We start from the raw sequence: 22,526 nt of genomic DNA on the forward strand, positions 1-22,526 counted from the left end.
ACGCTTTCATTCCACGACTAAAAATTCAAGTACGCTTATAGAACAACCAATTGCTCTTTTGAAACAACGATGCCGTTATTATCAGCATAGATAAAATCACCAGACTGAATGTTTACACCACCAAAACTTAATGGAATATCTGTTTCACCCACGCCTTTGCGGTTACTTTTTTGTGGAATCGCAGCCAAAGCATGCACACCTAAATCAAGTTCGGCAATCGCATCAACATCACGCACGCAGCCGTAAATAATGACGCCATTCCAATGATTGTTAACTGCAGATTCAGCAATCATATCACCCATCAAGGCACAGCGCATCGACGCACCACCATCCACAACCAATACTTTACCCGTACCATCGGTTGCCAATAATTCTTTAACACGAGAATTATCTTCAAAACATTTGACCGTCATCACCTGACCGCCAAAACTTTTTCGTGCACCATAACTTTGAAAGAATTTACCATCCAACGACGGGATCACCACTTGTAATTCTTTATCTGAATGATCATCAAGTAAATCACAGGTGACGAATGGAACTGTAGACACGGTATTTCCCTCATTTAATTGTTAGTATGCGTAAATTATCATAAATCTCGAACTTTTCAGTCTGAGTTTGTGCCGCCTCGACCATAGTATGAGCCACTTGCTGTGCTGTCACTGGCTTAAATTTAAAACGGTCAGGTACAAAATGCGAAAAGCGCATATAAAGTTTCTGTGTCGCATCTTCTAAACGTCGCGATTCATGACGCTCACCAAGTAACAGCGAAGGCTTTAATATCGAAAGTTGATTTAACTTTAAGGTTTTTAAATAATATTCCAATTCCCCTTTGACTCGATTATAAAAAAATGCGGAATTAGCGTCAGCGCCCATAGCACTAACTATGATCAAATGGGTTTCTGTATATTCTAATAATTCAGCAAAATGCGCATTGATGCTAAAATCAATTTGATAAAAATGATCTTTAGACCCTGCTTTTTTAATGGTCGAGCCTAAACAACTAAAGGCATGACTATAATCTCTCACATCATCCTGAGTCAGAGAAAGAAAGTCACTGATCACCATTTGTTGAACTTTTGCCAGTCCATTCAGTTCATGGTCACGCTGACGTACCACAGCCGTAATATTCTTACATCCTGTATTTTGACTGAGCTGACGAACCAATTCCCGCCCGACCAATCCTGTTGCTCCGATGACAATCGCATTCTCTATACTTTTAGTCATTTTTCATACAATCTCAATCACTTTAGACTAATCTAACGTTTTCTTTAAAATTTTTCTGCATCTAAAATGTTGTCAAAGCATGTCAAGACTTGACTTAAGCGCTTAGTTTAATCACAATATGGCACTTGTTTACGGGCTGGTGATAGTTCTTCTGATGTTGGTTTTCAGATGTAATTTCAGCCCGCCCAGACCAATCTATTTCAAGGAGTGCACGAGTGGCAAACTCTGCTCAAGCAAAAAAACGTGCTCGTCAAAACGTTAAAGCACGTCAACACAACGCAAGCTTACGTTCTATGGTTCGTACTTATCTTAAACGCACAGTAGCTGCTATTGCTGCTGGTGATTATGCTGTCGCTACAGAAGCTTACAAAAAAGCTGTTCCTGTTATCGATCGTATGGCTGATAAAGGCATCATCCATAAAAACAAAGCTGCTCGTCATAAGAGCCGTTTAAATGCACAAGTTAAAGCTTTAGCTAACTAATTTGTTGCGATAAAAAAAGCCCTTTTTAGGGCTTTTTTTGTACCTATAGGTTTTTAAAAGCAAAAAAATAAGGTCCTCGATGGACCTTATTTTCTATTTACAGATTATTTATTAATCAGTTTCATATTCGTCGCTGATAAATATGTCCATAATAAGTTTTGGCTTGCTGTCAAATTTGTCCAACGTTGATTGCCACCATTGGTACAGCTATATCGAATTAAATCCGCACGGTTATTTTGCAAACGTCCCGTATTTAAATCCATACATTGACCACTTTGACGAATCGTTGTAGTCGCAGGGTCCATGGTCCAAATTTGGTTGGTTTGGTTTAACATGCAGCGTTCTAGCGTCACTTTAGCTGAACCACCGTTGCCTGTTATGCATTGATCTGGATTTGACTTGCTGTGTATCCGACCAATCGCATCATATACCCACTGTTCCGATTCGTCCGCAGTACATCCGCTTGGACCACTAATATATAAGTTTAATTTTCCATCGGTTAATGTTTCTGCTTTCAAACAGTTATTACCATTTTTGATCAATGTTGCCTGATCAAACAAACCTTCCTGAGATACTGAAAGCTTTGTCATAAATGCGTCGAGTGCGCTTTGTGCCTCAGGAACTTGATTGGTTAGGTCTTGTGCATACACATTCATCCAACGATTTAGTCGGTATGCTGTGTTTTGTTGCGACTCATAACGGGTTAATTGCTGACGCGCCACACTATTCATCAATGACTTGTCATTTTTATATGACTCATACAGCATTTTTTCAGTTGGATTAAGAGCAACAACAGCATTTGCAGCTTGCGCTTCTAAAGCACTTTCTAATTGAGGAAGTTCGATAGCACGCAATGCACTATAACCATGCTGACGTCCAATTTTGACGGCCGGCTTGATCGCTGTACTGTAGACTGGAATATCAATATTTGCTAATAACTTGGCTTTTTCACCTGCTTTTTTACAATACAAATCAACTTTCTGTGGTTGATCTGCCAAAGCTAAATTGACATGCAATTTATTGGCATTACTGCCTAATCGTGCAGGTGCTAAAGCAATATTGTTGACTTTATTCGTGTATTGCACATTCAACCAACATGCCGCTTGATCCAAAGCGGTATTGGCAGCATTTAAGTCATACACATTACCCCAGTTTGAACGTGCCGCAGGATATAACAAACCAACTTGATTGACTGGATCATAGCCCCCTAGAATGGTAATGACAGGCTGACCAAAAACCCGTGGTCGTGGATAATTTTGATCTGCGTTATACCAAACCGGAGCCGTAGAATTTGGCATCTTCGGTTGAGCGACTTCCATTTCACGAGTGGTTTTGTTCCACTTTTTGTAGCCGGTAGGCGAAGTTTCATCCCAGACATAACGGTCAAAGTGTGGTTGAATTTTCAGGAATGTGCTGTAACCCGTATAGTGTGTGTAGCGTGATACATTACTATCAGGATACCCGCCGGACATGGCATCTTTTCCGTACGGGAACAAATTTTTAAAATTTGGGATACCATTCGCTCCATCCCACTTCCATGTCGCCGTCCATGATAGATTTCCGCGCATCATATTGCGATTGGCAATATAACCCCATCCACTGTCCGCATGATGTGCAGCCCAAAATAGATTGTCACCTACCTGACCAGGGTAATGTCCTAAACCATAGTGATGACCAATTTCATGGCTAAATTCATTCCCTACAGAATCATAAAGCGTGAGCATGCCATTACCACCACTCAGTCCATGAGTATGCACACCATTGGCATAGTTCCCCTTCGTATGATGGACAACTACTGTTTGGGTTAATTGTGGCTGACTTTGGTTGGCCATAGATGCACTGGTAATACCCCAGTTAGCAAGGTTTATACCAACACTAAAGGTTGATTTACCGACATCCTCACGCATGTCTCCTGCATAAACACCACCATCTCCGGCACTTTTACTGTCATAAATAACACCTGAAGATACCATTGCACGTGTTAACTGAATATCATCATATTGTGCAACCGTCATTTCTGCTGCAGGAATGGTTTGGAAATAATCTGTGCCCGCTTTTTCAGGCTCTAGTAGCATATAGTGGCCGGTAGAATTTGGCTTATCTGCCAACATACCAACACGGATATTATTTAAAACCAATTCACCTGGTGCAGCAAAATCGATTTTATCCTCAGCCAATTCACCGCTGACTTTATTTGCGTCAATAAATTTTAATCTTAGACCGGGTTTAACTTCATCCCAATTGAGCTTCGTGGCCCACGCGCGTTTACTGTACCAAACATCTGGACGACCTCTTTGCCCACTCTGGTCTGAAACAGGCATTTGCGTCGGATCATCCAATGTCGCGGTACGAATTAAGCGGTTGTTTTGATAGATTTCTACTTTGAATTGCTTGATGTTTTGCATATCAAGTGTTGGCGTCACGATAAGCAGCGCTTCTTTTTCACTGGTTAACCGTGGCATTTTCTTGGCTTCGTTCGCATTCGGATCGACGACATGACTTTGACCAAATTGAACTTGCGCTGAAAAGTTGCCGACTAAATCATTTCGTATTTCACGAACAGCATCATTTGCATCGTAGTCATAAAAGCCAATACTGGTATCATCGACTATGTCTTGGGTCGGTTCTGGATAATTTGCAGTTGATGCAGTGCCACTTGAACTATCACCACCACCTCCGCCACCACAAGCAACTAACATGAATGACACAATACAAATTGATAATTTGTTATATGAAAAACCTATCACACTTTTCACTACTATTCCCCAATTAGCCACAAAAAAATCCAATTAAGAGACTTACATAAAATATATAAATCAATAAGTTACAACAAATATAATGCTATTTTCTTTTTATTAATCATTCAATTGCCGCGTTTTGTCACTTATTAACAATTCAAATTAAATCTAAATATTTAGTATTGGCTGAATCACGATTGCTGTGACAGGTACTTCACTTATCAACTAAAATTAAGGTGTAGTCCTTTAAATACAATCGTATATTCCCGACAAAAATTGTCAGGATATTTTTAGAAACTTTGTAAATAAAAATTTTTAGAAATGGTTTAATCCCATATATTTTTTATGGTATTTTAATTTTCATCCTAGGCAGCCATTGCTGTACAAATGAAAAGAGGGATAAAAATGTCGATTAACCAATTTTTGCCATCATTAGAAAAATTTGCAGAAGCAGAAAATCAATATATTGAATATTTTACATCGAAAGGTGAAAAAGACATTTTAGGTAAAGTCATTTCAAATATGAAATCGACCGCTGAGATTCAAGCCTCTCAAGGCGTAGACTCATGGTTAGCATATGGCGTGTACTTACCAGCTGTAGAACGTATTTTTGCACTGCATCAAGGGGAAACAGAAGCTGAATTTTTTGAACGCACACAATATCCAGTTGAAATCGTACAAGCGTATAGCATTAAAGATCATGACATTGCCACATTGATTGCCGCAGACAAATACAGTCGAATCCACCAACAACATCTCCCTGTCAATACTAGCCGCTGGCCTTATAGTGACGACGGTTCAAGTATTGATTTAAATCAGTATCCTGCACGAATTAAAGCCAATATTTAATCTTTTATTTAATGAAATATTGAAGCAGATAAAAAAGGCATCCCGTACATGGATGCCTTTTTTAAATATTTTGTATGCGCAAAAATACTTAGAGTTGCTGCTCAGCCTGCTGAAATTCACGAATATTTAATTCATTTAGTTCTCCACGCCAAATCCATTTCAGTTTTGACTCAAGGAATACATCTCCTTCAAACCAAACAAATAAACCTTCCATCATTTTCGGCCAGTCTTCGCGTGTCACGATATTTTTACCTGAAATAATGGCAAGAATTGCAGCCAAAATCGTATCATGACTCACCGCTAGACTCAGACCATAATCATTGGTTGGATGAGTGTTGTAAATCAACTCCAAAACATCTACCACCCCATGAATGGGCTGTTTCATACCCGGCAAAGCATTATTCACAAAACTATTGATAAAGCCTAAAGCACCTTGCTTTTGAAAGTATGGTCCTGCTTTTTTAATATCGAGCACAAAACTTCCCGGCTCGACCAATAATCCTTGTTCAATGATCTCGATATGGTGGGTATTCGGTTCAATCGTGACATTATCTGCACCTTGAATCATCAATGCCGCCGTATCCACACAGCGCTGAATTGGACTCGAAATACAGTGCTGAATAACACGATCGGTATTTTCAACCAAATAGCTGCCCCACGCTTCGGCTAAATCTCGTCCTTGATGGGTCAGTTGCAAGTCATAACCGGCCAAGCCTTGTCCTTGTACAACTTCACGAATGGAATGACGTGTAAACAATGTTACAGGCGTCTTTTCATCCGGCAATAAGTCTATTGCTTTCAGCATACTAGGAGGGAGCAAATCTAGGGCCATAATTGACAGTTCTTAAATGCAGGAGATTTAACGGAGTGTGCTGACACTATAGCATGAACCCGATTTAGCTCAAGTTTTGTCAGGCATGTTTGCCAAAGCATTTAAGGCCAATTCTTTCATTTCGGCATTTTTAAATGCAATAAATCCACCATTTAATAAAGTCTTGCGCTGGTTATATAAAAAAGCGCGACCTTTAAAATCAACCAAACCACCACCAATACGCTCGATTAAACATTGTCCAGCGCTCGTATCCCATTCACAGGTAGGATGAAAACGCGGGTAAATATCCACTCGATCTTCTAACATCATACAAAACTTATATGCACTACCAGCATGGTATGCCTGATAAGGACTAAGTTTTTCTAAAGCGTCTAGATAGTGCTTATAAATCGGCTTATTTTTAGCACTTTGACTCAAGCCAACGTGTACGACATTCTCTACAGAGGTTTGAACATATTCATACCATGTGGTTGACTGGCTATCATATTTCAGCGGCAGTCCCTCAAAGGGACAAATATATACGCTGTATTCCCCAGGGATCGCCAATATGGCAAAGGTAGTATTAGCACCCTCAACCAGACTCAGATTAATGGTAAATTCAGGTCTTTTATGTAAAAACTCTTTGGTACCATCCAAAGGATCAAGCAGCCAAAATTTTTGCCATTGCATACGTTCAGACTTGTCACCTTCCTCTGACAATACAGGCAAGCTAGAAACTTTAGATAATGCTTGGGTAATATAGCTATTTGCACGAAAGTCAGCTTGCGTTACAGGTGAATCATCACTTTTACGTTCCACATCAAAATCTGCACCTGAGCAATAACGCTGATATTCTTCTCGCAAAATTTCGCAAGCTTGTGTCACAATGGGAACCAACTGCAAAATCAGTGGGTCTTGCGGTGCTGTTGTTGTTTTAAACATAGAATACCTTTATATGCCAAATTACTCAGAAAAGCCGACGATCATTTTCGATATGGACGGTACTTTACTCGATCTTGCTTATGATGATTTCATTTGGAATGAGCTGCTGCCAATTCGTTATGCTGAACAGCATCAATGCTCACTCGAACAAAGCAAGCAAACGCTATTTAGTTTTTATCAACAGCATAATCATACCCTAAAATGGTACTCCTCTCGCTTTTGGACGTCACAAGTTGGCGTTGATGTTTTGGCAATGCAAATAGAACAAAAAGCCAAAGTGGCTAAACGCGAAGGCTGCATTGAGCTACTCACCTATCTTAAAGAAAATGGCTATCCTATTTGGCTTGCGACCAATGCCGACTTTGCAGGCTTACAATTCAAACTCGAAGAAACCGGTCTTCGTGATTATTTTGATGTTATCGTCAGTTCAGAAACGCTCGGTCATGCCAAAGAGTTTATTGAGTTTTGGCAAATATTAGCAAGCAAACACCCCTTCTATGCAAAAAACTGTTACTTCATTGATGACACAGAAAAAGTGCTCAATGGTGCAAAACTTTTTGGGATTGAACAGCTCTATTCGATTCAGCAACCTTCATCTGCCAAAGCGCCTCGCGAGACTTGTAATTATCCAATGCTGTCCGCATTAACAGATTTAATCCCTATTTTAGAAGCTCAAACGACTGAGCAAGCCGAGGAACAGAAAAAATATGCGTAAATCAAATCTAGCCGAAGATGCGGTTGGTATGCGTATAGACAAATGGTTGTGGGCTGCACGTTTTTTTAAAACACGCTCTATTGCCAAAAATGCGATTGAAGGCGGTAAAGTTCATCATAATGGCGAACGCGTTAAAGTCTCTCGTGAAGTTCGTGTAGGCATGGAATTAACCATTGCACAAGGCCTTGAGAAAAAAACCGTGGTGGTGAAAGCACTGTCGGATGTTCGTGGGCCTGCCCCAACCGCTCAGCTGCTTTATGATGAAACTGAGGTCAGTATTGCAAAACGGGAATTGCTCGCATCCCAAAGAAAGTTGCATAATCTAGCTCGGCCAGATCATCGACCAAGTAAAAAAGATCGTCGAGATATTGGTAAATTTAAAAGAGAAAATGATCAACAGTTTGACCAGCAATGGTCTTATAATGATGATTAAGTTAAAGCGTCACAACATGTCGCACCTGTTGTGATTTTCATAGAACAAAAGGATGATTTCTGTCACTATACACTCGTGGAACAGATCTAAACTGAATACATCCACTTGAGTATATTGTTTCGTGACATCGTATTGAGGTTGTAAGATGGATGATAATAAAAGCAAGGCGTTAAATGCGGCCTTAAGCCAAATTGAAAAGCAGTTTGGTAAAAACACCGTTATGCGTCTTGGTGATAATACTGTACAGGCAGTTGAAGCTGTCTCTACAGGTTCTTTAACATTAGATATCGCACTAGGTATTGGTGGTTTGCCTAAAGGTCGTATCGTAGAAATCTACGGTCCTGAGTCTTCTGGTAAAACGACTATGACATTACAAGCCATTGCACAATGTCAGAAAGCTGGCGGTACTTGTGCATTCATCGATGCTGAACATGCATTAGACCCTCAATACGCACGTAAACTTGGCGTAGATATTGATAACTTACTTGTTTCACAGCCAGACAATGGTGAACAAGCACTTGAAATTGCAGACATGCTGGTACGTTCAGGCGCCATTGACCTGATCGTTGTCGACTCGGTCGCTGCACTGACCCCTCGCGCCGAGATTGAAGGCGAAATGGGTGACTCACACATGGGCTTACAAGCTCGTCTGATGAGCCAAGCACTGCGTAAAATTACTGGTAATGCAAAACGTTCTAACTGTATGGTGATCTTCATTAACCAAATCCGTATGAAGATTGGTGTAATGTTTGGTAGCCCAGAAACCACAACTGGTGGTAATGCACTTAAATTCTATGCGTCTGTACGTTTAGATATCCGCCGTATTGGTCAAGTGAAAGAAGGCGACGAAATCATTGGTTCAGAAACCAAAGTGAAAGTTGTGAAAAACAAAATGGCTCCCCCATTCCGTGAAGCGATTTTCCAAATTCTTTACGGTAAAGGTGTAAACCATTTAGGTGAACTTGTTGACCTCGCTGTACAACAAGAAATTGTTCAAAAAGCAGGTGCTTGGTATTCATACCAAGGTGACAAGATTGGTCAAGGTAAAAACAATACCATTCGCCACTTAGAAGAACACCCTGAACTTGTGCAAACTATCGAAAAACTGATTCGTGAACAACTTCTGACTACAGGTACAGTACCTGTAGAAGACAAAGACGAAGAAGAACCAGACTTTTTAGATGCTTAATTACAGCATGCTTTAATAGCAGACGAAACGCCCTACGGGGCGTTTTGTTTTGCACTCAAATTTTGTATTAAAATGACCCCATGACTAAAGACCATTTTCCACTCTTGCTCGACTATGAAGCACTGAAACAACAGTTTACTGAAGCTGAAGAACCTCCTTGCGCAAATCATGCTGCACAAACTGACATTTCACATGACAATACTTCGGTGACCGATCACTCTGCGTTGCATTTTGATGCCAATGGTAAAGATGTTCATACTGAAAAAAAACCAGGTCTGCGCGGCTCTCGTTTACGCTCCTACGCCTTTGCAGTACTCACACGTAAAGAATACTCAAAAGCGGATTTAATCGAGAAATTAGCACTGTATGCGGATAGTCGTGAAGAAGTCATACACTTGGTGGAAGAACTCGCACGTGAGAACTATCAAAGCGATCAGCGTGTAGCAGAAATGCTGTTGTCGAGTCAAAAACGTAAAGGTAAAGGCCCCAACCGTATAAAGCTCGCTTTAAAAAATAAAAAAGTAGACAGTGAATTAATTCAGGATGAATTAAAAGAAACAGATTGGGTCGCCGAAGCCTACCAGCTCAAGATCAAAAAATTTGGCAAAACTGTTGAACGTGATCCAAAACAAAAAGCCAAACAAATACGTTTTTTACAATATCGAGGATTCGATCTCGATACAATTTTTAAAGTGATTGCACGTAAAGAATTTGATGACGAATAACAAAGATATAGATCTAAATGAAGAATTAATAAAACTAAAATAAAGAAGAATCTAGGATTAAAAAAAATGAGAGGAAGTTTAATTTATTATTATTGAAACTGGTGGCAACCCTACCAGCAAGACTTCGGCACATCATATTTCTACTACCGTTGCTACCTTCCGGTCCTGGCGGGGTTTGTAGAGTACAATTGCGAAGTAACCGGCAGGGCTACCATTGCAAGAACAGAGTATAGAGATTTTTGATAAACATGCAAGACTAAAACCAAGAATTCCTGAGTAGAAACCACTGTTTGATTATTTATAAATCAATATGATGGTCGATGATGTAGAAAACGTGAAACATCATCACTATACTTTTACTTTAATACACAACAAGATTGTAAAAGCTTATTGCAATTCAGAACTTTGGCGTTTTTAATGTGCTTATCGTTTTATCTAAAGCAGTCTGTAATAAAACTATTCAATACGGACATGCTTGCAACTACATGGAATTTTTATGATGTTTAAACAGCATGTATTGTGTGCCCTTACATTGACTTGCTCAGGTACGCTATTTGCCAATATTCCAATTGAATCTCGTGGTTTGAGTGGCGCAGATAATGGCACTGTGTATACAGCAAATAATACAGCCATTCAAACAGGTGCTGGCTCTACCCCTACGCCAACCAATTTGAATTGGCAGCTCATGCAGAAGAACCAACAGCTCGAAAATGAATTGCGTAGCTTACGCGGTAAAATGGAAGAGCAAGACAATATTATCGAACAATTAAAAAGTGAACTTACAAACCGCTATGCAGATTTAGATCAACGTTTAGAGCTACTCCAACAAAAAGTAGATCCGAGTGAAGACACAGAGGCTGCGGAGGATAACCAACAAGGTACTGCACCCAGTAGCAGCTAATATAGCCCCTACACCAGCTAAACAACCTACGACCCAAGCAACATTAAGCTCATCTGCAAAACAACCTGTAAATGCAGGTGGTGACTCACTTGAGCTTGAGAAAGCAGCTTATACCGTTGCTTTAGATGCATATAAACAAGGTGGTGCGAAAAAAGCCATTGCACCAATGAAAAACTTTATTAAGAATAATCCTAATAGCGTCTACATTAGCAATGCATATTTTTGGTTAGCTGAGTTCAACCTTGCTGTTGAACCGACCAACTACGCAGAAGCGAAAAAGAACTATAGTATCGTGGTAGATCAATACCCTGAGTCGACTCGTGCACCTAGAGCGTTATATCAACTGTATAGCATTGCAAAAGACGTAGATCGAAACAGCAGTTTAGCAACGCAGCTCAAAACCAAGCTTACCCAAAAGTATCCAAAATCTGAAGAAGCAGGCTTTGTTAAAAAATAGGACTTTTTTTAACGCAAAAAAAAGACACCTTATAAGGTGTCTTTTTTATTCGCAGCATTTAGCGTACGATACCGCGCTTAGACTGCTCAAGTGAGTCAATCAACAATTGCGCCTCTGCCACTTCAGGCAAAATTTCAGTACGAATACGTTCAATCGCTTCATTCGTCGTTAAGCCATCTTTATAAATCAATTTAAAAGATTCACGTAAACCTTGAATCACATTTTTAGACCAACCTTTACGACGCATTCCTTCAATGTTCATGGCAAAAGCATGGGCTGGATTACCAGATACCATGACATAAGCAGGTACATCTTTCAAAATAAGAGATGCACCACCAATCATACTGTAAGAATCGATTTTACAGAATTGATGAATACCAGAGTTACCACCTACGATGACATAATCACCAATGTGGACATGACCTGCAACGCCGACGTTATTAGCAAAGATATTATGATCACCTACCACACAGTCATGTGCAATATGTGTATTCACCATCAATAAATTATGACTACCAACTTTAGTTAGACCCTGATCTTGAACAGTACCACGGTGTAAACTACAGTGTTCACGAATCGAGTTATGATCACCGATTTCTAACCACGTTTCTTCACCAGCATATTTCAAGTCTTGGCAAACTTCACCAACACTGGCAAATTGAAAAATTTCGTTATGTTGACCAATACGGGTATAACCACCCACCACAACATGTGAATGCAGTTTAGTACCCGCTCCAATTGTGACTTTAGGACCAATAATACAATATGGTCCAATTTGCACATCCGGAGCAATTACTGCTGATGAGTCAATAATGGCGGTAGGATGAATTAATTCGTTATTGCTCATGCTGTCTCTGTTTTCTGATGCGAAACCATAATTTCCGCGGTTGCTGCGACTACGCCATCTACAGTGGCAACACAATTATATTTGTAAATGCCACGCTTTTGCATCACTAATTCTGATTTTAATACAAGTTGATCGCCTGCAACGACTTGTTTTTTAAATCGGACCTTTTCTGCACCAGCAAATAAGAACAACGAACCAGCTGAAGGTTTCTCATTATTCATAATGAAACCTAAGATACCCGATACTTGCGCCAATGCCTCAACAATCAGCACGCCCGGCATAATTGGGTATTCAGGGAAATGGCCTTGTAAGAATTCTTCGTTAATCGTTACATTTTTATAGCCTACAATCCCGTTGTCAGTCACTTCAACAACACGATCAACCAATAAAAACGGATAACGATGTGGCAAATATTCACGAATAGTCTGAATAGTCATTGGTAATTCAGGTTTTGTGAAAGCTGGGGTATTCGACTCTGTCATCATAATTATTTACGCAATTTAAATGTTGATTCAAGGGACTCAATTTGAGACTGCATATGATCAAGTCGTTTGACCAATTGGGTCAATGGCACATCTGCTAATTGTTTAAAGCGGATTGCTGCCTTTTTCCAAGAACCACTTTCAAGCATTGGCGTACCTGAAGAATAACTCCCAGCAACGGAAATACTTTTTGTGACCATTGACATACCGGTAATTGTCACATTATCTGCAATATTAATGTGACCTACGATACCAACAGCCCCTGCTAGCACACAATTTTTGCCAATAGTTGTACTACCGGCAATACCACATTTCGCAGCCATTGCCGTATTTGCACCAACTTTGACGTTATGCGCGATTTGCACAAGGTTATCAATAATGACACCATCTTCCAAAATTGTGTCATCTAAAGCACCACGGTCGATACTACAATTTGAACCAATACGCACATCATTCCCGATACGTACAGAACCTAATTGAGCAATACGATGCCATTTCCCTTGATAAGGCGCAAAACCAAATCCTTCACCACCGATCACCGTATTTGCATGGATACGTACACGATCACCTAACTTGGCTTCACCAGTAATTGTCACATGCGAATCGATAAAACAATCTTTACCAATTTCAACACCATGATCAATCTTCACTTGGGATTCAATGCGCGTCCCTTCACCCACCACACTATTCGCACCAATCACCACATAATGCCCAATATAAGCAGTATCAGAAATGATTGCTGAAGGATGAATTTGAGCAGTACTTTCAATTCCTATTTCTACAGATTTTTTTTCAAAAACATGCGTTAGAATAGCGAAAGCCAAATACGGATTGGGTACAACAATAAAGTTTTGCTGTGAAGGGATTTGTGACTGCATGTCTGCAGTCACAATCAGCGCACCAGCCTTAGACTGTTGAGCTTCATTCAGATATTTATCTGCGTTTAAAAATGCAAGCTGATGTGGTTGAGCACTCTCCAAACTTGCCATTCCGCTGAATTGCAAGTCTAGCTGACCAATACATTGACCTTGAACAAGTTGAGCAAGCTTTTCTAAACTGAATTTTTGAGAATTCATTGATTATTTAATTGCATTAACCTTTTGAATCATTTTATCAGTTAAATCAAACTTAGGGTCATACGCAAGTGCTGAATTTTTATTCAAAACAACATCTAACTTATTTTCTGTGCGCAATTGTTCTGCAACTTTCTTGATTCGAGTATCCATCGTGCGATTTAAGGACTGGATATTACCTTGAACCGAAGCTTGAACTTTTTGCTGTAAATCAGTCAGCTCTTTAAGTTTAGTTTGATACTGTTGACCCATTTGCTGCTTTTGCGCAGCAGTCAACTTATCACCACCTTGCTGAGCTTTTTGTTGCATTGCTTCCAGCTCTTTAGCAAGTGATTCAATTTTAGTGGTTTGTGGTTTCAATTGCTGTTGAATTTGAGCATTTTGTTGTTTTATATAAGTGCTTTGATCCACCACCTTTTCTAAATCAACCACACCGTAACCTGCTGCATGTACCACAGCAGAACATGACATACCCAATACCGCCAAACCAGCAAATAATTTATTCATCTTATCAACCTGTAATTTTGTTATTCCCAGAAGGGTCGTACTTAGAACGTACGACCAATCTCGAATTGAATTTCTTTTGTTTCATCGCCAGCTTTGTCATTCAGCGGGAATGCATAACTCAGTGAAATTGGACCAATCATCGTGATCCAAGTAAAGCCAGCACCAACGCTATAACGCATATTATTCATATCAAAGCCGTAGTTATCTTTACAGTATTCACGAGCGTTATATGTTTGACCATCTTTAACCAATACACTATCCGCGGCTGGAACGTCACATTGGGTATCAAATACTTGTGCTCCTTCAGCAAACAATACTGGACGTACTTGACGCGCCCAATCGCCTTTGAAAGGCACTGGTAAGGCTAATTCAGCACCAAATTGGACAAGTGCATTACCGCCCACTTCCTCAAAATCCAAATCTTCTTTACCAATACCTTGATAGTAAACACCATCGTATTTTGGACCTAAAGTGCTGTTGTCATAACCACGTACCGACCCAAAACCACCTGCATAGAAGTTTTTATAGAACGGTAAATCATTACCATAGCCTAACTTACCGTAACCACGTAATACAAAGTCTTTACCTAGTGGGAAATAAGCTTGTGCATCGTAAGTGACTTTTTGATATTCAACATCACTACCCGGTAAGGCAATTTCAGTATTTACACGATGTGACATACCTGAAGTTGGGAATACAGGGCGGTTTAGCGTATTATACGACCAACCTAAGTTTAAGTTATAGGTTAAGAAATCACCTTTAAATTCATCATTATAAGTTATTTCAGGCACTGAACATGGCTCATAACCTGTAATTTTGCCATCAGCATCTTTAATTGGTACTAAGTCAACTGGACAATAGCTAGTTGAATGTGTTGCCTTACCGCCATTTGCAAGTAAGTAATCACGCACATATGTAGAAACATATGGACCTGTAGTCACGTCAGTTTGGTCTACGTTTAAACCCATACTGATACTTTGGTTTTCATCGATCGGATAACCAAAGTTGATACCACCACCAAAACTATCAGTGACGTAGTTGTTAACGTTATAGTCGTTATCTAACTTGGTTTTACGGTAGTACAAGTTATAACCACGGCGTACACCATCAATAGTGAAGTATGGGTCAGTTACACTGAGGTTGTAATAATCTTGAGTCTCTGAACGAGACAAATCGATAGAAACTGCATTACCTGTACCCAAGAAGTTGGTTTGACTCAAACCTGCTTGGAAAGTTACACCGCCACTTTGTGAGAAACCAACAGCTAAAGTACTTGTCCCCGAATGCTGCTCTTCAACATTTACATTTAAATCAATTTGATCTGGGGTACCCGGAATACGTGCAGGCTTAACATCAACGGTTTTAAAGAAACCAGTACGTTCTAAACGCACTTTAGATAAATCAATTTTTTCGTTACTTGCTAATGCACCTTCCATTTGACGCATTTCACGACGTAGAACTTCATCAGCTGTTTTCGAGTTACCTGTGAAATTAATACGGCGAACAGTGACTTGCTGACCCGGATTCACATAGTAATTTAAATCAACCAATTTGGTGTCTTTATTGATTTCAGGAACAATGTTCACTTCTGCAAAGTAGTAACCTGCGTTACCGTATTTACGAAGTAAAAGTTGTTTCACACCATTCACTTTTTCTTGTGAATATAAATCGCCATCTTTATAGAGTTTTAAAGCGTTTAAATCAGTTTGCGTATAAAGCGTATCACCTAAGAAATGAGTTTTACCAAACTTAAATTGTTCACCTTCATCCACCGAAACTTCGATAAAGACGTGTTTTTTATCTTCACTCAAATTCAGACTTGAATTGGTAATGTTAAAGTTGATGTAACCTTTGTTGAGATACATCGCACGTAAAGCTTCTAAACTCGCAGCCATCTTTTCACGTGCATAACGGTCATTACGAGAAATGATCGAGTTCCAACCACTTTCTTTTAATGCAAAAATTTGTTTAATTTCGCTTTCTTTAAAGACCGTATTACCAATGATATTGATATCAAATACTTTGGCAGATTGACCTTCTTCAAACTCGATTAAGACATTAACACGGTTGTTTGGTTGAGCGGTTGTAATCACTTTGACATCAGCATCATAACGACCTTGCTGCATGTACTGTTGTTCTAATTCAGTTTCAACCGTTTGCAAAGATGATTTCTTTAAAACTTCACCTTCGGACAGACCCATTTTCTTTAAGCCTTCTTCCAAGGCTTCTTTAGGAATAAGTTTATTGCCTTTTAGCTCAACTTTAGAAATAACTGGACGTTCAACCACTGTATATACAAGGGTATTACCGACTTGTGTAGACTTCACATCATCAAACAAACCCGATGCAAACATGCTACGAATTGAGTTTGAAATGATTTGATCATTGACACGATCACCAGCGGAGAATGGGATCATTCCGGCTACATTGTCAGGAGTTAAACGCACTAAGCCATCAACACGAATATCTTGTACTACAAAATCATCTGCTGCATATACTTGTTGTGCTACGGCCATAGCACTAACCAGTGCCAATGGCATAAATAAATGTTTGTGCTGCATGCCAGTCTTTTCCGCTGTTAATTTATTTCGTATAACGTTCTTATAAACGCATAATGTCATTGAATAGAGCCAGTAGCATCATGCTACCCAGCAATACCATACCAATTTTTAATCCAACCAATTGTATTTGTTCAGAAACAGGTTTACCACGAATTAATTCAATAAAATAGTAAATTAAATGACCGCCATCGAGCATAGGAATCGGTAGTAAATTTAAAATACCTAAACTCACACTCATCAGTGCCATAAATGAAATGAAGGTTTGCCACCCCATTTCAGCACTTTGTCCAGCCACTTTCGCAATGGTAATCGGACCAGATAAATTATCCAAACCCACCAAACCACGCACCATTTTTACAATAGAATTCAGGATCATACTAGAGATCTGACCTGTTTTTTCTACCGCTTTTCCCATCGCCTCTACAGGCGTGTATTGAATGGTTTGTTTGTATTCGGCTGGAATATTGACTTTACCCGGATCGCTTTGTACACCTAAAAGCCCTGTGACTTTACCCATTTGGTCACGCTTACCTTGCGGCATCACGTTTAAATGCACAATTTTATTTTGTCGTAAAACATCAATTTTAAGTAACTTTTCTGGAGAAGCTTGTACAACTTGTACAACATCAAACCAGTCTTTCATTTTTACGCCATCAATCGAAACAATTCGATCACCCACTTGCATCCCTTGGCGAATCGCTGCGCCATCTTCACTGAGTTTTGAAACCACTGCAGGAATTTCAGGACGATATGGCGTAAAACCAAGAACATCGAGTGGTGACTGAGTTTGATCGCGTAAAAAACTCTGAATCGGTAAACTGAAGTTTTGAATTTGCCCTACACGTTCAGCTTGAATTTGAATGTTGCCAGTTTCACCCACACGATCAACCAAGGCATAATTCAAGCGCTCCCAAGTGGATACTTGAGTGCCATCTACGGCAGTAATTTTATCACCAGACTGCATTTGCGCAGCCGCTGCTGGTGTATTTGGTAAAATTTTACCTACGCGCGTATTCAGCTGTTCCTGTGCAGGTAAAAATAAAATCCAAAACAACACCACAGCAAAAGCCAAGTTGATGAGTGGCCCTGCCGCAACAATTGCAATACGCTTCCAAGGGTGTTGTCGGTTAAATGCTTTTGGTAAGTCTTCTGCTGCGACATCACCTTCTCGTTCATCCAACATTTTGACATAACCACCTAGTGGTAATGCAGACAGTTGATATTGAATACCCGACTTCTTTGACGTCCACTTAAGTAGTGTTGGGCCAAAACCAATCGAATACACCAAAACCTTTACGCCCAGTTTACGTGCAACGAAATAATGCCCAAATTCATGAATCGCTATCAGCGGTCCAAGTAGCAATATTGCTGCAATAATCATAAACAAGGCATTCATGTCTTAACTTCCTGAATTCAATACTGCTTTTTCAGCAACCATACGTGCCGATTTATCTGCATGCAAAATAACATCAATATTATTTGCAGCTGAGTTTTCAACTTGCCCCAACACATGTTCCACAATTTGAGGGATTTGAGTAAAGCCAATTTTCTCATGCAAAAATGCTGCCACGGCGATTTCATTGGCTGCATTTAAAATCGTAGGAGCTAAGCCCCCAGCCTTCATGGCTTGACGTGCTAATTTTAGTGCTGGGAATCGCTGTATATCAGGCTGTTCAAAGTTTAACTGTGAATGAACAAATAAATCTAATGGAGGCACATGTGTTTGAATACGCTTTGGCCACGCTAATGCATGAGCAATAGGCGTACACATATCAGGATTACCCATTTGCGCCAAAGTCGAACCATCTACATATTGAACCATTGAATGAATGATACTCTGTGGATGGACAACAACTGTTACAAATTGTTCTTCAACTGCAAAAAGATGACAGGCTTCGATCAATTCCAAGCCTTTATTCATCAGCGTTGCAGAATCAACAGAAATTTTTTGCCCCATCGACCAGTTTGGATGCTTACAGGCTTGAGCAGGCGTTACACTTTGTAATTGTTCTAAACTATGATGTAAAAATGGACCACCAGATGCGGTGAGTAAAATCTGTTTGACACCCAATTTTGGCTGACCATGACGCTCACCTTGTAGATAAGTTTCAGGCAAGCACTGGAAGATTGCATTATGTTCAGAATCGACCGGCAGTAACAAAGCATTATTTTCACGTGCGGTCTGAATCATGATGTCACCCGACATCACCAGCGCTTCTTTATTTGCCAGTAAGACACGTTTACCCGCTTTCGCAGCAGCCAATGTCGGTAGCAATCCTGCCGCACCCACAATAGCTGCCATGACCACATCAACTTGTGGATGTTCTGCTACTGCGATTAATCCTGCTTCATCATGCAGGATTTCAATATCAGTTAATTTTTCAGCTACAAGTAATTGGCGCAGTTCATCCACTTTATTGAATGGAACAACTGCGATTTTCGGTCGATATTGTTTGCATATTTCGACAAGTTCTACAATTCGGCTATGTGCAGTGACTGCAAAAACTGAATACTCTTCGGGGTGCTGTTGCAGAATCTTTAAAGTACTTTGACCAATGGATCCTGTTACACCCAATATACAAACAGATTGTGACATCTATAAATCTACGCCAATTAATTTTAAAACATACATACCTGCCGCAAAGATAGGTGCTGCAGCAAGCAACGAGTCAATACGATCCAGCACACCACCATGTCCGGGAAGAATACGACCAGAATCTTTGATCCCTGCACGACGCTTGATCATCGATTCAAATAAATCACCAAGTACTGAACTAAATACTGTTATTACTGAAAGTATTAAAAATAAAATATGTTCAGCGATGCTTAAATCAAGATAAATAATTTCAACAACAATAACAATTAGCATTGCAGTGAATAGACCGCCATATAAACCTTCGATCGATTTATTTGGGCTCACATCTGGTGCAAGTTTTTTCTTACCAAATTTACGTCCCACGAAGTATGCACCACTGTCTGCACCCCATACCAACAGGAACAGATACATGAGCCACCAAGGTGAGTTCATCCACACAGAAAAAATAGCAGTTACCGCAGCAGGAACTAAGACTAAACCAATACCACTCAGACTCGGGTTATACCAGTTATCGTAATCAGGATAAGACTTCACCCAATAGACACTTAAGATCCAAGTAAAAATCGAAGCCGCCCAAAGCAGTAATGCAACATCTGTAAAATGCAATGCTAGTGCTGAAAGAATAGCAGTGACTAGACCATAGCCCCAAGCGAAAGGTTTAATCACATTTTGTGTATTACGCGGCATGAGTTTAAACCACTCATAACCAGCGACAGCTGATGCAATAATCATCAGCACAAGCATTGGGTATTTAGACTCGGTTGCAAACATGCAACTCAATACAACTGAAACCAGTACCAATGCGGTTATTATCCGCTCTAACATTTATTTATTCTCAAACTGCTCTTGTTGAATCTGCTCTGAGGTCTTACCAAAACGACGTTCACGACCACCAAATACTGCTAGTGCGTCATCAAATTCTTCAATGGTAAATTCAGGCCATAATGTCTGGGTAAAATAAAGTTCTGCATACGCAGCTTGCCAAAGCAAGAAGTTCGAAAGACGGAAATCACCACCTGTACGAATTAACAAATCTACCGGAGGTAGATCACTTAAACTGACATATTGACCAAAGACTTCAGCATCCACTGCTTCAAGATTTATTTTGTTAGTTAAAACATCTGCTGCGATTTGTTTTGCAGCCTGTGCCATATCCCACATACCACCGTAACTAATTGCAATAGTTAAAGTCATGCTGTCGAAATTAGCAGTCCTTTGTTCAGCTTGCAACATTAAGTCACGTAAGTTAGGAGATAAACGAGAACGATCACCAATAAAACGTAGGGAAATGTTAAATTTTTCCATGCGTGGCAACTGTTCATGAATGGTTTCTTCAAGAAGAGCCATCAACAAATCAACCTCAAACTGAGGACGATTCCAATTTTCACTCGAAAAAGCAAAAACCGTCAGTGCTTGGATATTTCTTTTACGACAATGTTCAACGATGGGATCTAGGATGTCCTTTCCAGAACGATGCCCTTCACCTTTTTGCATTTGATTCTTTTTGGCAAAACGATTGTTGCCATCCATAATGATGGCAACATGTTTTGGAAGACGGGAAGTTTCTTCAGATGAGGTCATTAAAACTTAGACCTTCATCAATTCAGCTTCTTTTGCAGCCAGACGTTTTTCAACTTCAGCAACGAATTTGTCTGTGATTTTTTGAATGTCATCACCCGCACGACGCTCATCATCTTCAGAAATTTCTTTTTCTTTCAACAATGCTTTGATATCACCCAAAACATCACGACGGATGTTACGGATCGCAACTTTTGCATTTTCAGCTTCGTTACGTGCAACTTTCTGCATGTCTTTACGTGTTTCTTCTGTCAATGCGGCCATAGGAACACGGATGGCATCAGCAGTAATCGGGTTTAAGCCCAAGTCAGATTCACGGATTGCTTTATCAATTGCAGCAACCATTGAACGTTCAAAAGGCTGAACAAGTAAAGTACGAGAATCTTCTACACCCACGTTCGCTACTTGGTTTAATGGCACATCAGAGCCATAGTAAGGAACCATAACACCATTTAAAATTGATGGGTGCGCGCGCCCTGTACGAACTTTAGCAAAACCATGCTCTAGAGAATCTAGAGATTTGTTCATACGGTCTTCTGCGTCTTTTTTAAGATCGTTAATCATGTGATCTTCCTTACTTAATTCGAAAAGATGTAAATTCTAAAATAGCTTGTAGTATAAAGAGCTTTAGGGCCCACGTACATTAGTTCGTAACGTGAGTACCCTCTTTTTCACCCATTACCACTGAAAGTAATGAACCTGATTTGTTCATATCAAATACTTGAAGTGGAACGTTGTGGTCACGGCACAAGCAAATCGCTGTTAAATCCATCACACCCAGTTTTTCATCTAAAACTTGGTCAAATGTTAATGCATCGTATTTCACTGCATCTTCATATTTGCTTGGATCTTTGTTGTATACGCCATCAACCTTAGTCGCTTTAAGGATAAGATTGGCTTCAATCTCAATACCGCGTAAGCATGCTGCTGTATCTGTCGTAAAGAATGGGTTACCCGTACCTGCAACAAATACACAAACTTCGCCACGAGTTAAATGACGAATTGCATCACGGCTAGAGTATGATTCAACTACTGCACCAATGGGTAAAGCTGACATTAGACGAGTTTTGATATTACGACGTACCAAAGCATCACGAAGTGCCAAACCGTTCATTACAGTGGCCAACATACCCATTTGATCACCTGTTACACGGCCAACCAAACCATCTTTTTGTAATTGGCTACCACGGTAAAGGTTACCACCGCCGACAACGATACCCACTTGAACACCTAAACCAACAAGGTGCGCAATTGCGAGTGACATTTGATCGAGCACTTGTGCATCGATACCCATCTCTTTATTGCCCGCTAAAGCTTCACCTGAAAGCTTAAGCAGGATGCGACCAAAACGTGGTTTTTTAGAATCAAGCATCATCAACTCCGAATTATTTAATTTCAATTATTTTTAATGAATCG

Annotated in this window: 22 protein-coding genes, 1 other RNA gene and 1 pseudogene; 7 read left to right on the top strand and 17 right to left on the bottom strand. The window is 39.9% G+C overall.

Features of this window, described 5'->3' with window-relative positions:
• Positions 1 to 35: 35 nt before the first annotated feature.
• Positions 36 to 548 carry a ribonuclease E activity regulator RraA gene (gene rraA, locus FTT94_RS01350; RefSeq protein WP_180170092.1) on the bottom strand — a complete coding sequence of 171 codons (513 nt, stop codon included), beginning with the start codon at positions 546 to 548 and terminating at the stop codon, positions 36 to 38.
• A 10-nt stretch (positions 549 to 558) separates the two neighbouring features.
• Positions 559 to 1,224, bottom strand: coding sequence for an NAD(P)H-binding protein (locus FTT94_RS01355; RefSeq protein ID WP_180170093.1), 666 nt, complete (start codon positions 1,222 to 1,224; stop codon positions 559 to 561).
• 215 nt (positions 1,225 to 1,439) lie between these two features.
• On the opposite strand from FTT94_RS01355, the gene rpsT reads away from it, so the two are divergent.
• The gene (gene rpsT / locus FTT94_RS01360) at positions 1,440 to 1,706 is read left to right on the top strand and encodes a 30S ribosomal protein S20 (RefSeq protein WP_078188707.1); all 267 of its coding nucleotides are present in this window, start codon (positions 1,440 to 1,442) and stop codon (positions 1,704 to 1,706) included.
• A 104-nt stretch (positions 1,707 to 1,810) separates the two neighbouring features.
• Here the strand turns inward: rpsT and FTT94_RS01365 are convergent, their stop codons facing one another.
• A complete protein-coding gene (locus tag FTT94_RS01365; RefSeq protein WP_180170094.1) occupies positions 1,811 to 4,405 on the bottom strand; it encodes a M66 family metalloprotease in 2,595 nt (864 codons plus the stop codon).
• Positions 4,406 to 4,849: 444 nt separating this feature from the next.
• Here FTT94_RS01365 and FTT94_RS01370 point away from each other — a divergent pair, with 444 nt between their 5' ends.
• Positions 4,850 to 5,293, top strand: a complete 444-nt coding sequence (locus FTT94_RS01370; RefSeq protein WP_180066534.1) for a hypothetical protein — start codon at positions 4,850 to 4,852, stop codon at positions 5,291 to 5,293.
• Between the two features lie 88 nt (positions 5,294 to 5,381).
• Here the strand turns inward: FTT94_RS01370 and FTT94_RS01375 are convergent, their stop codons facing one another.
• Together FTT94_RS01375 and FTT94_RS01380 are read right to left on the bottom strand one after the other, a co-directional pair.
• Positions 5,382 to 6,125 (bottom strand): histidine phosphatase family protein, encoded by a 744-nt coding sequence (locus FTT94_RS01375; RefSeq protein ID WP_078188709.1) that lies wholly within the window; start codon positions 6,123 to 6,125, stop codon positions 5,382 to 5,384.
• Positions 6,126 to 6,194: 69 nt separating this feature from the next.
• Complete coding sequence (locus tag FTT94_RS01380) at positions 6,195 to 7,046, bottom strand: 3'(2'),5'-bisphosphate nucleotidase CysQ (protein ID WP_180170095.1); 852 nt, start codon at positions 7,044 to 7,046, stop codon at positions 6,195 to 6,197.
• A gap of 13 nt (positions 7,047 to 7,059) precedes the next feature.
• Here FTT94_RS01380 and FTT94_RS01385 point away from each other — a divergent pair, with 13 nt between their 5' ends.
• The 4 genes from FTT94_RS01385 to FTT94_RS01400 all read left to right on the top strand — a co-directional run bounded on the left by FTT94_RS01385 (position 7,060) and on the right by FTT94_RS01400 (position 10,108).
• The gene (locus tag FTT94_RS01385; RefSeq protein ID WP_180170096.1) at positions 7,060 to 7,761 is read left to right on the top strand and encodes an HAD-IA family hydrolase; all 702 of its coding nucleotides are present in this window, start codon (positions 7,060 to 7,062) and stop codon (positions 7,759 to 7,761) included.
• Positions 7,754 to 8,194 (top strand): RNA-binding S4 domain-containing protein, encoded by a 441-nt coding sequence (locus tag FTT94_RS01390; RefSeq protein WP_168377604.1) that lies wholly within the window; start codon positions 7,754 to 7,756, stop codon positions 8,192 to 8,194. The genes FTT94_RS01385 and FTT94_RS01390 overlap by 8 nt, the downstream gene beginning before the upstream one ends.
• A 145-nt stretch (positions 8,195 to 8,339) precedes the next feature.
• Entirely contained in the window at positions 8,340 to 9,383 is a 1,044-nt protein-coding gene (recA, locus tag FTT94_RS01395; protein ID WP_180170097.1) for a recombinase RecA, read from the top strand.
• Positions 9,384 to 9,463: 80 nt separating this feature from the next.
• On the top strand, positions 9,464 to 10,108 hold the full coding sequence (locus FTT94_RS01400) for a regulatory protein RecX (RefSeq protein WP_180170098.1): 645 nt from the start codon (positions 9,464 to 9,466) through the stop codon (positions 10,106 to 10,108).
• Positions 10,109 to 10,216: 108 nt separating this feature from the next.
• Here the strand turns inward: FTT94_RS01400 and ffs are convergent.
• An RNA gene (gene ffs, locus FTT94_RS01405) (signal recognition particle sRNA small type) lies at positions 10,217 to 10,313 on the bottom strand.
• Between the two features lie 291 nt (positions 10,314 to 10,604).
• On the opposite strand from ffs, the pseudogene FTT94_RS01410 reads away from it, so the two are divergent.
• Positions 10,605 to 11,466 (top strand): annotated as a pseudogene (locus FTT94_RS01410) (YbgF trimerization domain-containing protein).
• A gap of 58 nt (positions 11,467 to 11,524) precedes the next feature.
• Here FTT94_RS01410 and lpxA read toward each other — a convergent pair.
• From lpxA to pyrH, 11 genes are all read right to left on the bottom strand, one after another.
• The gene (lpxA, locus tag FTT94_RS01415; RefSeq protein WP_180078389.1) at positions 11,525 to 12,313 is read right to left on the bottom strand and encodes an acyl-ACP--UDP-N-acetylglucosamine O-acyltransferase; all 789 of its coding nucleotides are present in this window, start codon (positions 12,311 to 12,313) and stop codon (positions 11,525 to 11,527) included.
• Complete coding sequence (fabZ, locus tag FTT94_RS01420; RefSeq protein ID WP_171263789.1) at positions 12,310 to 12,795, bottom strand: 3-hydroxyacyl-ACP dehydratase FabZ; 486 nt, start codon at positions 12,793 to 12,795, stop codon at positions 12,310 to 12,312. The genes lpxA and fabZ overlap by 4 nt, the downstream gene beginning before the upstream one ends.
• Positions 12,796 to 12,800: 5 nt before the next feature.
• The gene (lpxD, locus tag FTT94_RS01425) at positions 12,801 to 13,871 is read right to left on the bottom strand and encodes a UDP-3-O-(3-hydroxymyristoyl)glucosamine N-acyltransferase (protein ID WP_180170099.1); all 1,071 of its coding nucleotides are present in this window, start codon (positions 13,869 to 13,871) and stop codon (positions 12,801 to 12,803) included.
• A 3-nt stretch (positions 13,872 to 13,874) separates the two neighbouring features.
• Entirely contained in the window at positions 13,875 to 14,375 is a 501-nt protein-coding gene (locus tag FTT94_RS01430; RefSeq protein WP_180170100.1) for an OmpH family outer membrane protein, read from the bottom strand.
• Between the two features lie 41 nt (positions 14,376 to 14,416).
• Positions 14,417 to 16,936: an outer membrane protein assembly factor BamA gene (bamA, locus tag FTT94_RS01435; protein WP_180170101.1), complete on the bottom strand. Its 2,520-nt coding sequence runs from the start codon at positions 16,934 to 16,936 to the stop codon at positions 14,417 to 14,419.
• Between the two features lie 40 nt (positions 16,937 to 16,976).
• Positions 16,977 to 18,332 carry an RIP metalloprotease RseP gene (gene rseP, locus FTT94_RS01440; protein ID WP_180170102.1) on the bottom strand — a complete coding sequence of 452 codons (1,356 nt, stop codon included), beginning with the start codon at positions 18,330 to 18,332 and terminating at the stop codon, positions 16,977 to 16,979.
• A gap of 3 nt (positions 18,333 to 18,335) precedes the next feature.
• A complete protein-coding gene (gene ispC / locus FTT94_RS01445) occupies positions 18,336 to 19,532 on the bottom strand; it encodes a 1-deoxy-D-xylulose-5-phosphate reductoisomerase (RefSeq protein WP_168377611.1) in 1,197 nt (398 codons plus the stop codon).
• Positions 19,533 to 20,357, bottom strand: a complete 825-nt coding sequence (locus FTT94_RS01450) for a CDP-archaeol synthase (protein ID WP_078193533.1) — start codon at positions 20,355 to 20,357, stop codon at positions 19,533 to 19,535.
• Positions 20,358 to 21,113 carry a polyprenyl diphosphate synthase gene (gene uppS, locus FTT94_RS01455; protein WP_111883757.1) on the bottom strand — a complete coding sequence of 252 codons (756 nt, stop codon included), beginning with the start codon at positions 21,111 to 21,113 and terminating at the stop codon, positions 20,358 to 20,360.
• A 6-nt stretch (positions 21,114 to 21,119) separates the two neighbouring features.
• Positions 21,120 to 21,674, bottom strand: a complete 555-nt coding sequence (gene frr, locus FTT94_RS01460; protein ID WP_078188724.1) for a ribosome recycling factor — start codon at positions 21,672 to 21,674, stop codon at positions 21,120 to 21,122.
• Positions 21,675 to 21,753: 79 nt separating this feature from the next.
• The gene (pyrH, locus tag FTT94_RS01465) at positions 21,754 to 22,482 is read right to left on the bottom strand and encodes a UMP kinase (protein WP_078193535.1); all 729 of its coding nucleotides are present in this window, start codon (positions 22,480 to 22,482) and stop codon (positions 21,754 to 21,756) included.
• Positions 22,483 to 22,526: the final 44 nt, after the last annotated feature.

The organism is Acinetobacter sp. YH12027 (assembly GCF_013420085.1).
Lineage (GTDB): Bacteria > Pseudomonadota > Gammaproteobacteria > Pseudomonadales > Moraxellaceae > Acinetobacter > Acinetobacter amyesii.

Excerpts from the sequence above, each read along its gene's own strand:
- FTT94_RS01355 (WP_180170093.1), bottom strand. The coding sequence starts at position 1,224 with ATGACTAAAAGTATAGAGAATGCGATTGTCATCGGAGCAACAGGATTG.
- FTT94_RS01365 (WP_180170094.1), bottom strand. The coding sequence starts at position 4,405 with ATGTTAGTTGCTTGTGGTGGCGGAGGTGGTGGTGATAGTTCAAGTGGC.
- FTT94_RS01370 (WP_180066534.1), top strand. The coding sequence starts at position 4,850 with ATGTCGATTAACCAATTTTTGCCATCATTAGAAAAATTTGCAGAAGCA.
- FTT94_RS01375 (WP_078188709.1), bottom strand. The coding sequence starts at position 6,125 with ATGGCCCTAGATTTGCTCCCTCCTAGTATGCTGAAAGCAATAGACTTA.
- FTT94_RS01380 (WP_180170095.1), bottom strand. The coding sequence starts at position 7,046 with ATGTTTAAAACAACAACAGCACCGCAAGACCCACTGATTTTGCAGTTG.
- FTT94_RS01385 (WP_180170096.1), top strand. The coding sequence starts at position 7,060 with ATGCCAAATTACTCAGAAAAGCCGACGATCATTTTCGATATGGACGGT.
- FTT94_RS01390 (WP_168377604.1), top strand. The coding sequence starts at position 7,754 with ATGCGTAAATCAAATCTAGCCGAAGATGCGGTTGGTATGCGTATAGAC.
- recA (WP_180170097.1), top strand. The coding sequence starts at position 8,340 with ATGGATGATAATAAAAGCAAGGCGTTAAATGCGGCCTTAAGCCAAATT.
- FTT94_RS01400 (WP_180170098.1), top strand. The coding sequence starts at position 9,464 with ATGACTAAAGACCATTTTCCACTCTTGCTCGACTATGAAGCACTGAAA.
- lpxA (WP_180078389.1), bottom strand. The coding sequence starts at position 12,313 with ATGAGCAATAACGAATTAATTCATCCTACCGCCATTATTGACTCATCA.
- fabZ (WP_171263789.1), bottom strand. The coding sequence starts at position 12,795 with ATGACAGAGTCGAATACCCCAGCTTTCACAAAACCTGAATTACCAATG.
- lpxD (WP_180170099.1), bottom strand. The coding sequence starts at position 13,871 with ATGAATTCTCAAAAATTCAGTTTAGAAAAGCTTGCTCAACTTGTTCAA.
- FTT94_RS01430 (WP_180170100.1), bottom strand. The coding sequence starts at position 14,375 with ATGAATAAATTATTTGCTGGTTTGGCGGTATTGGGTATGTCATGTTCT.
- bamA (WP_180170101.1), bottom strand. The coding sequence starts at position 16,936 with ATGCAGCACAAACATTTATTTATGCCATTGGCACTGGTTAGTGCTATG.
- rseP (WP_180170102.1), bottom strand. The coding sequence starts at position 18,332 with ATGAATGCCTTGTTTATGATTATTGCAGCAATATTGCTACTTGGACCG.
- ispC (WP_168377611.1), bottom strand. The coding sequence starts at position 19,532 with ATGTCACAATCTGTTTGTATATTGGGTGTAACAGGATCCATTGGTCAA.
- FTT94_RS01450 (WP_078193533.1), bottom strand. The coding sequence starts at position 20,357 with ATGTTAGAGCGGATAATAACCGCATTGGTACTGGTTTCAGTTGTATTG.
- uppS (WP_111883757.1), bottom strand. The coding sequence starts at position 21,113 with ATGACCTCATCTGAAGAAACTTCCCGTCTTCCAAAACATGTTGCCATC.
- frr (WP_078188724.1), bottom strand. The coding sequence starts at position 21,674 with ATGATTAACGATCTTAAAAAAGACGCAGAAGACCGTATGAACAAATCT.
- pyrH (WP_078193535.1), bottom strand. The coding sequence starts at position 22,482 with ATGCTTGATTCTAAAAAACCACGTTTTGGTCGCATCCTGCTTAAGCTT.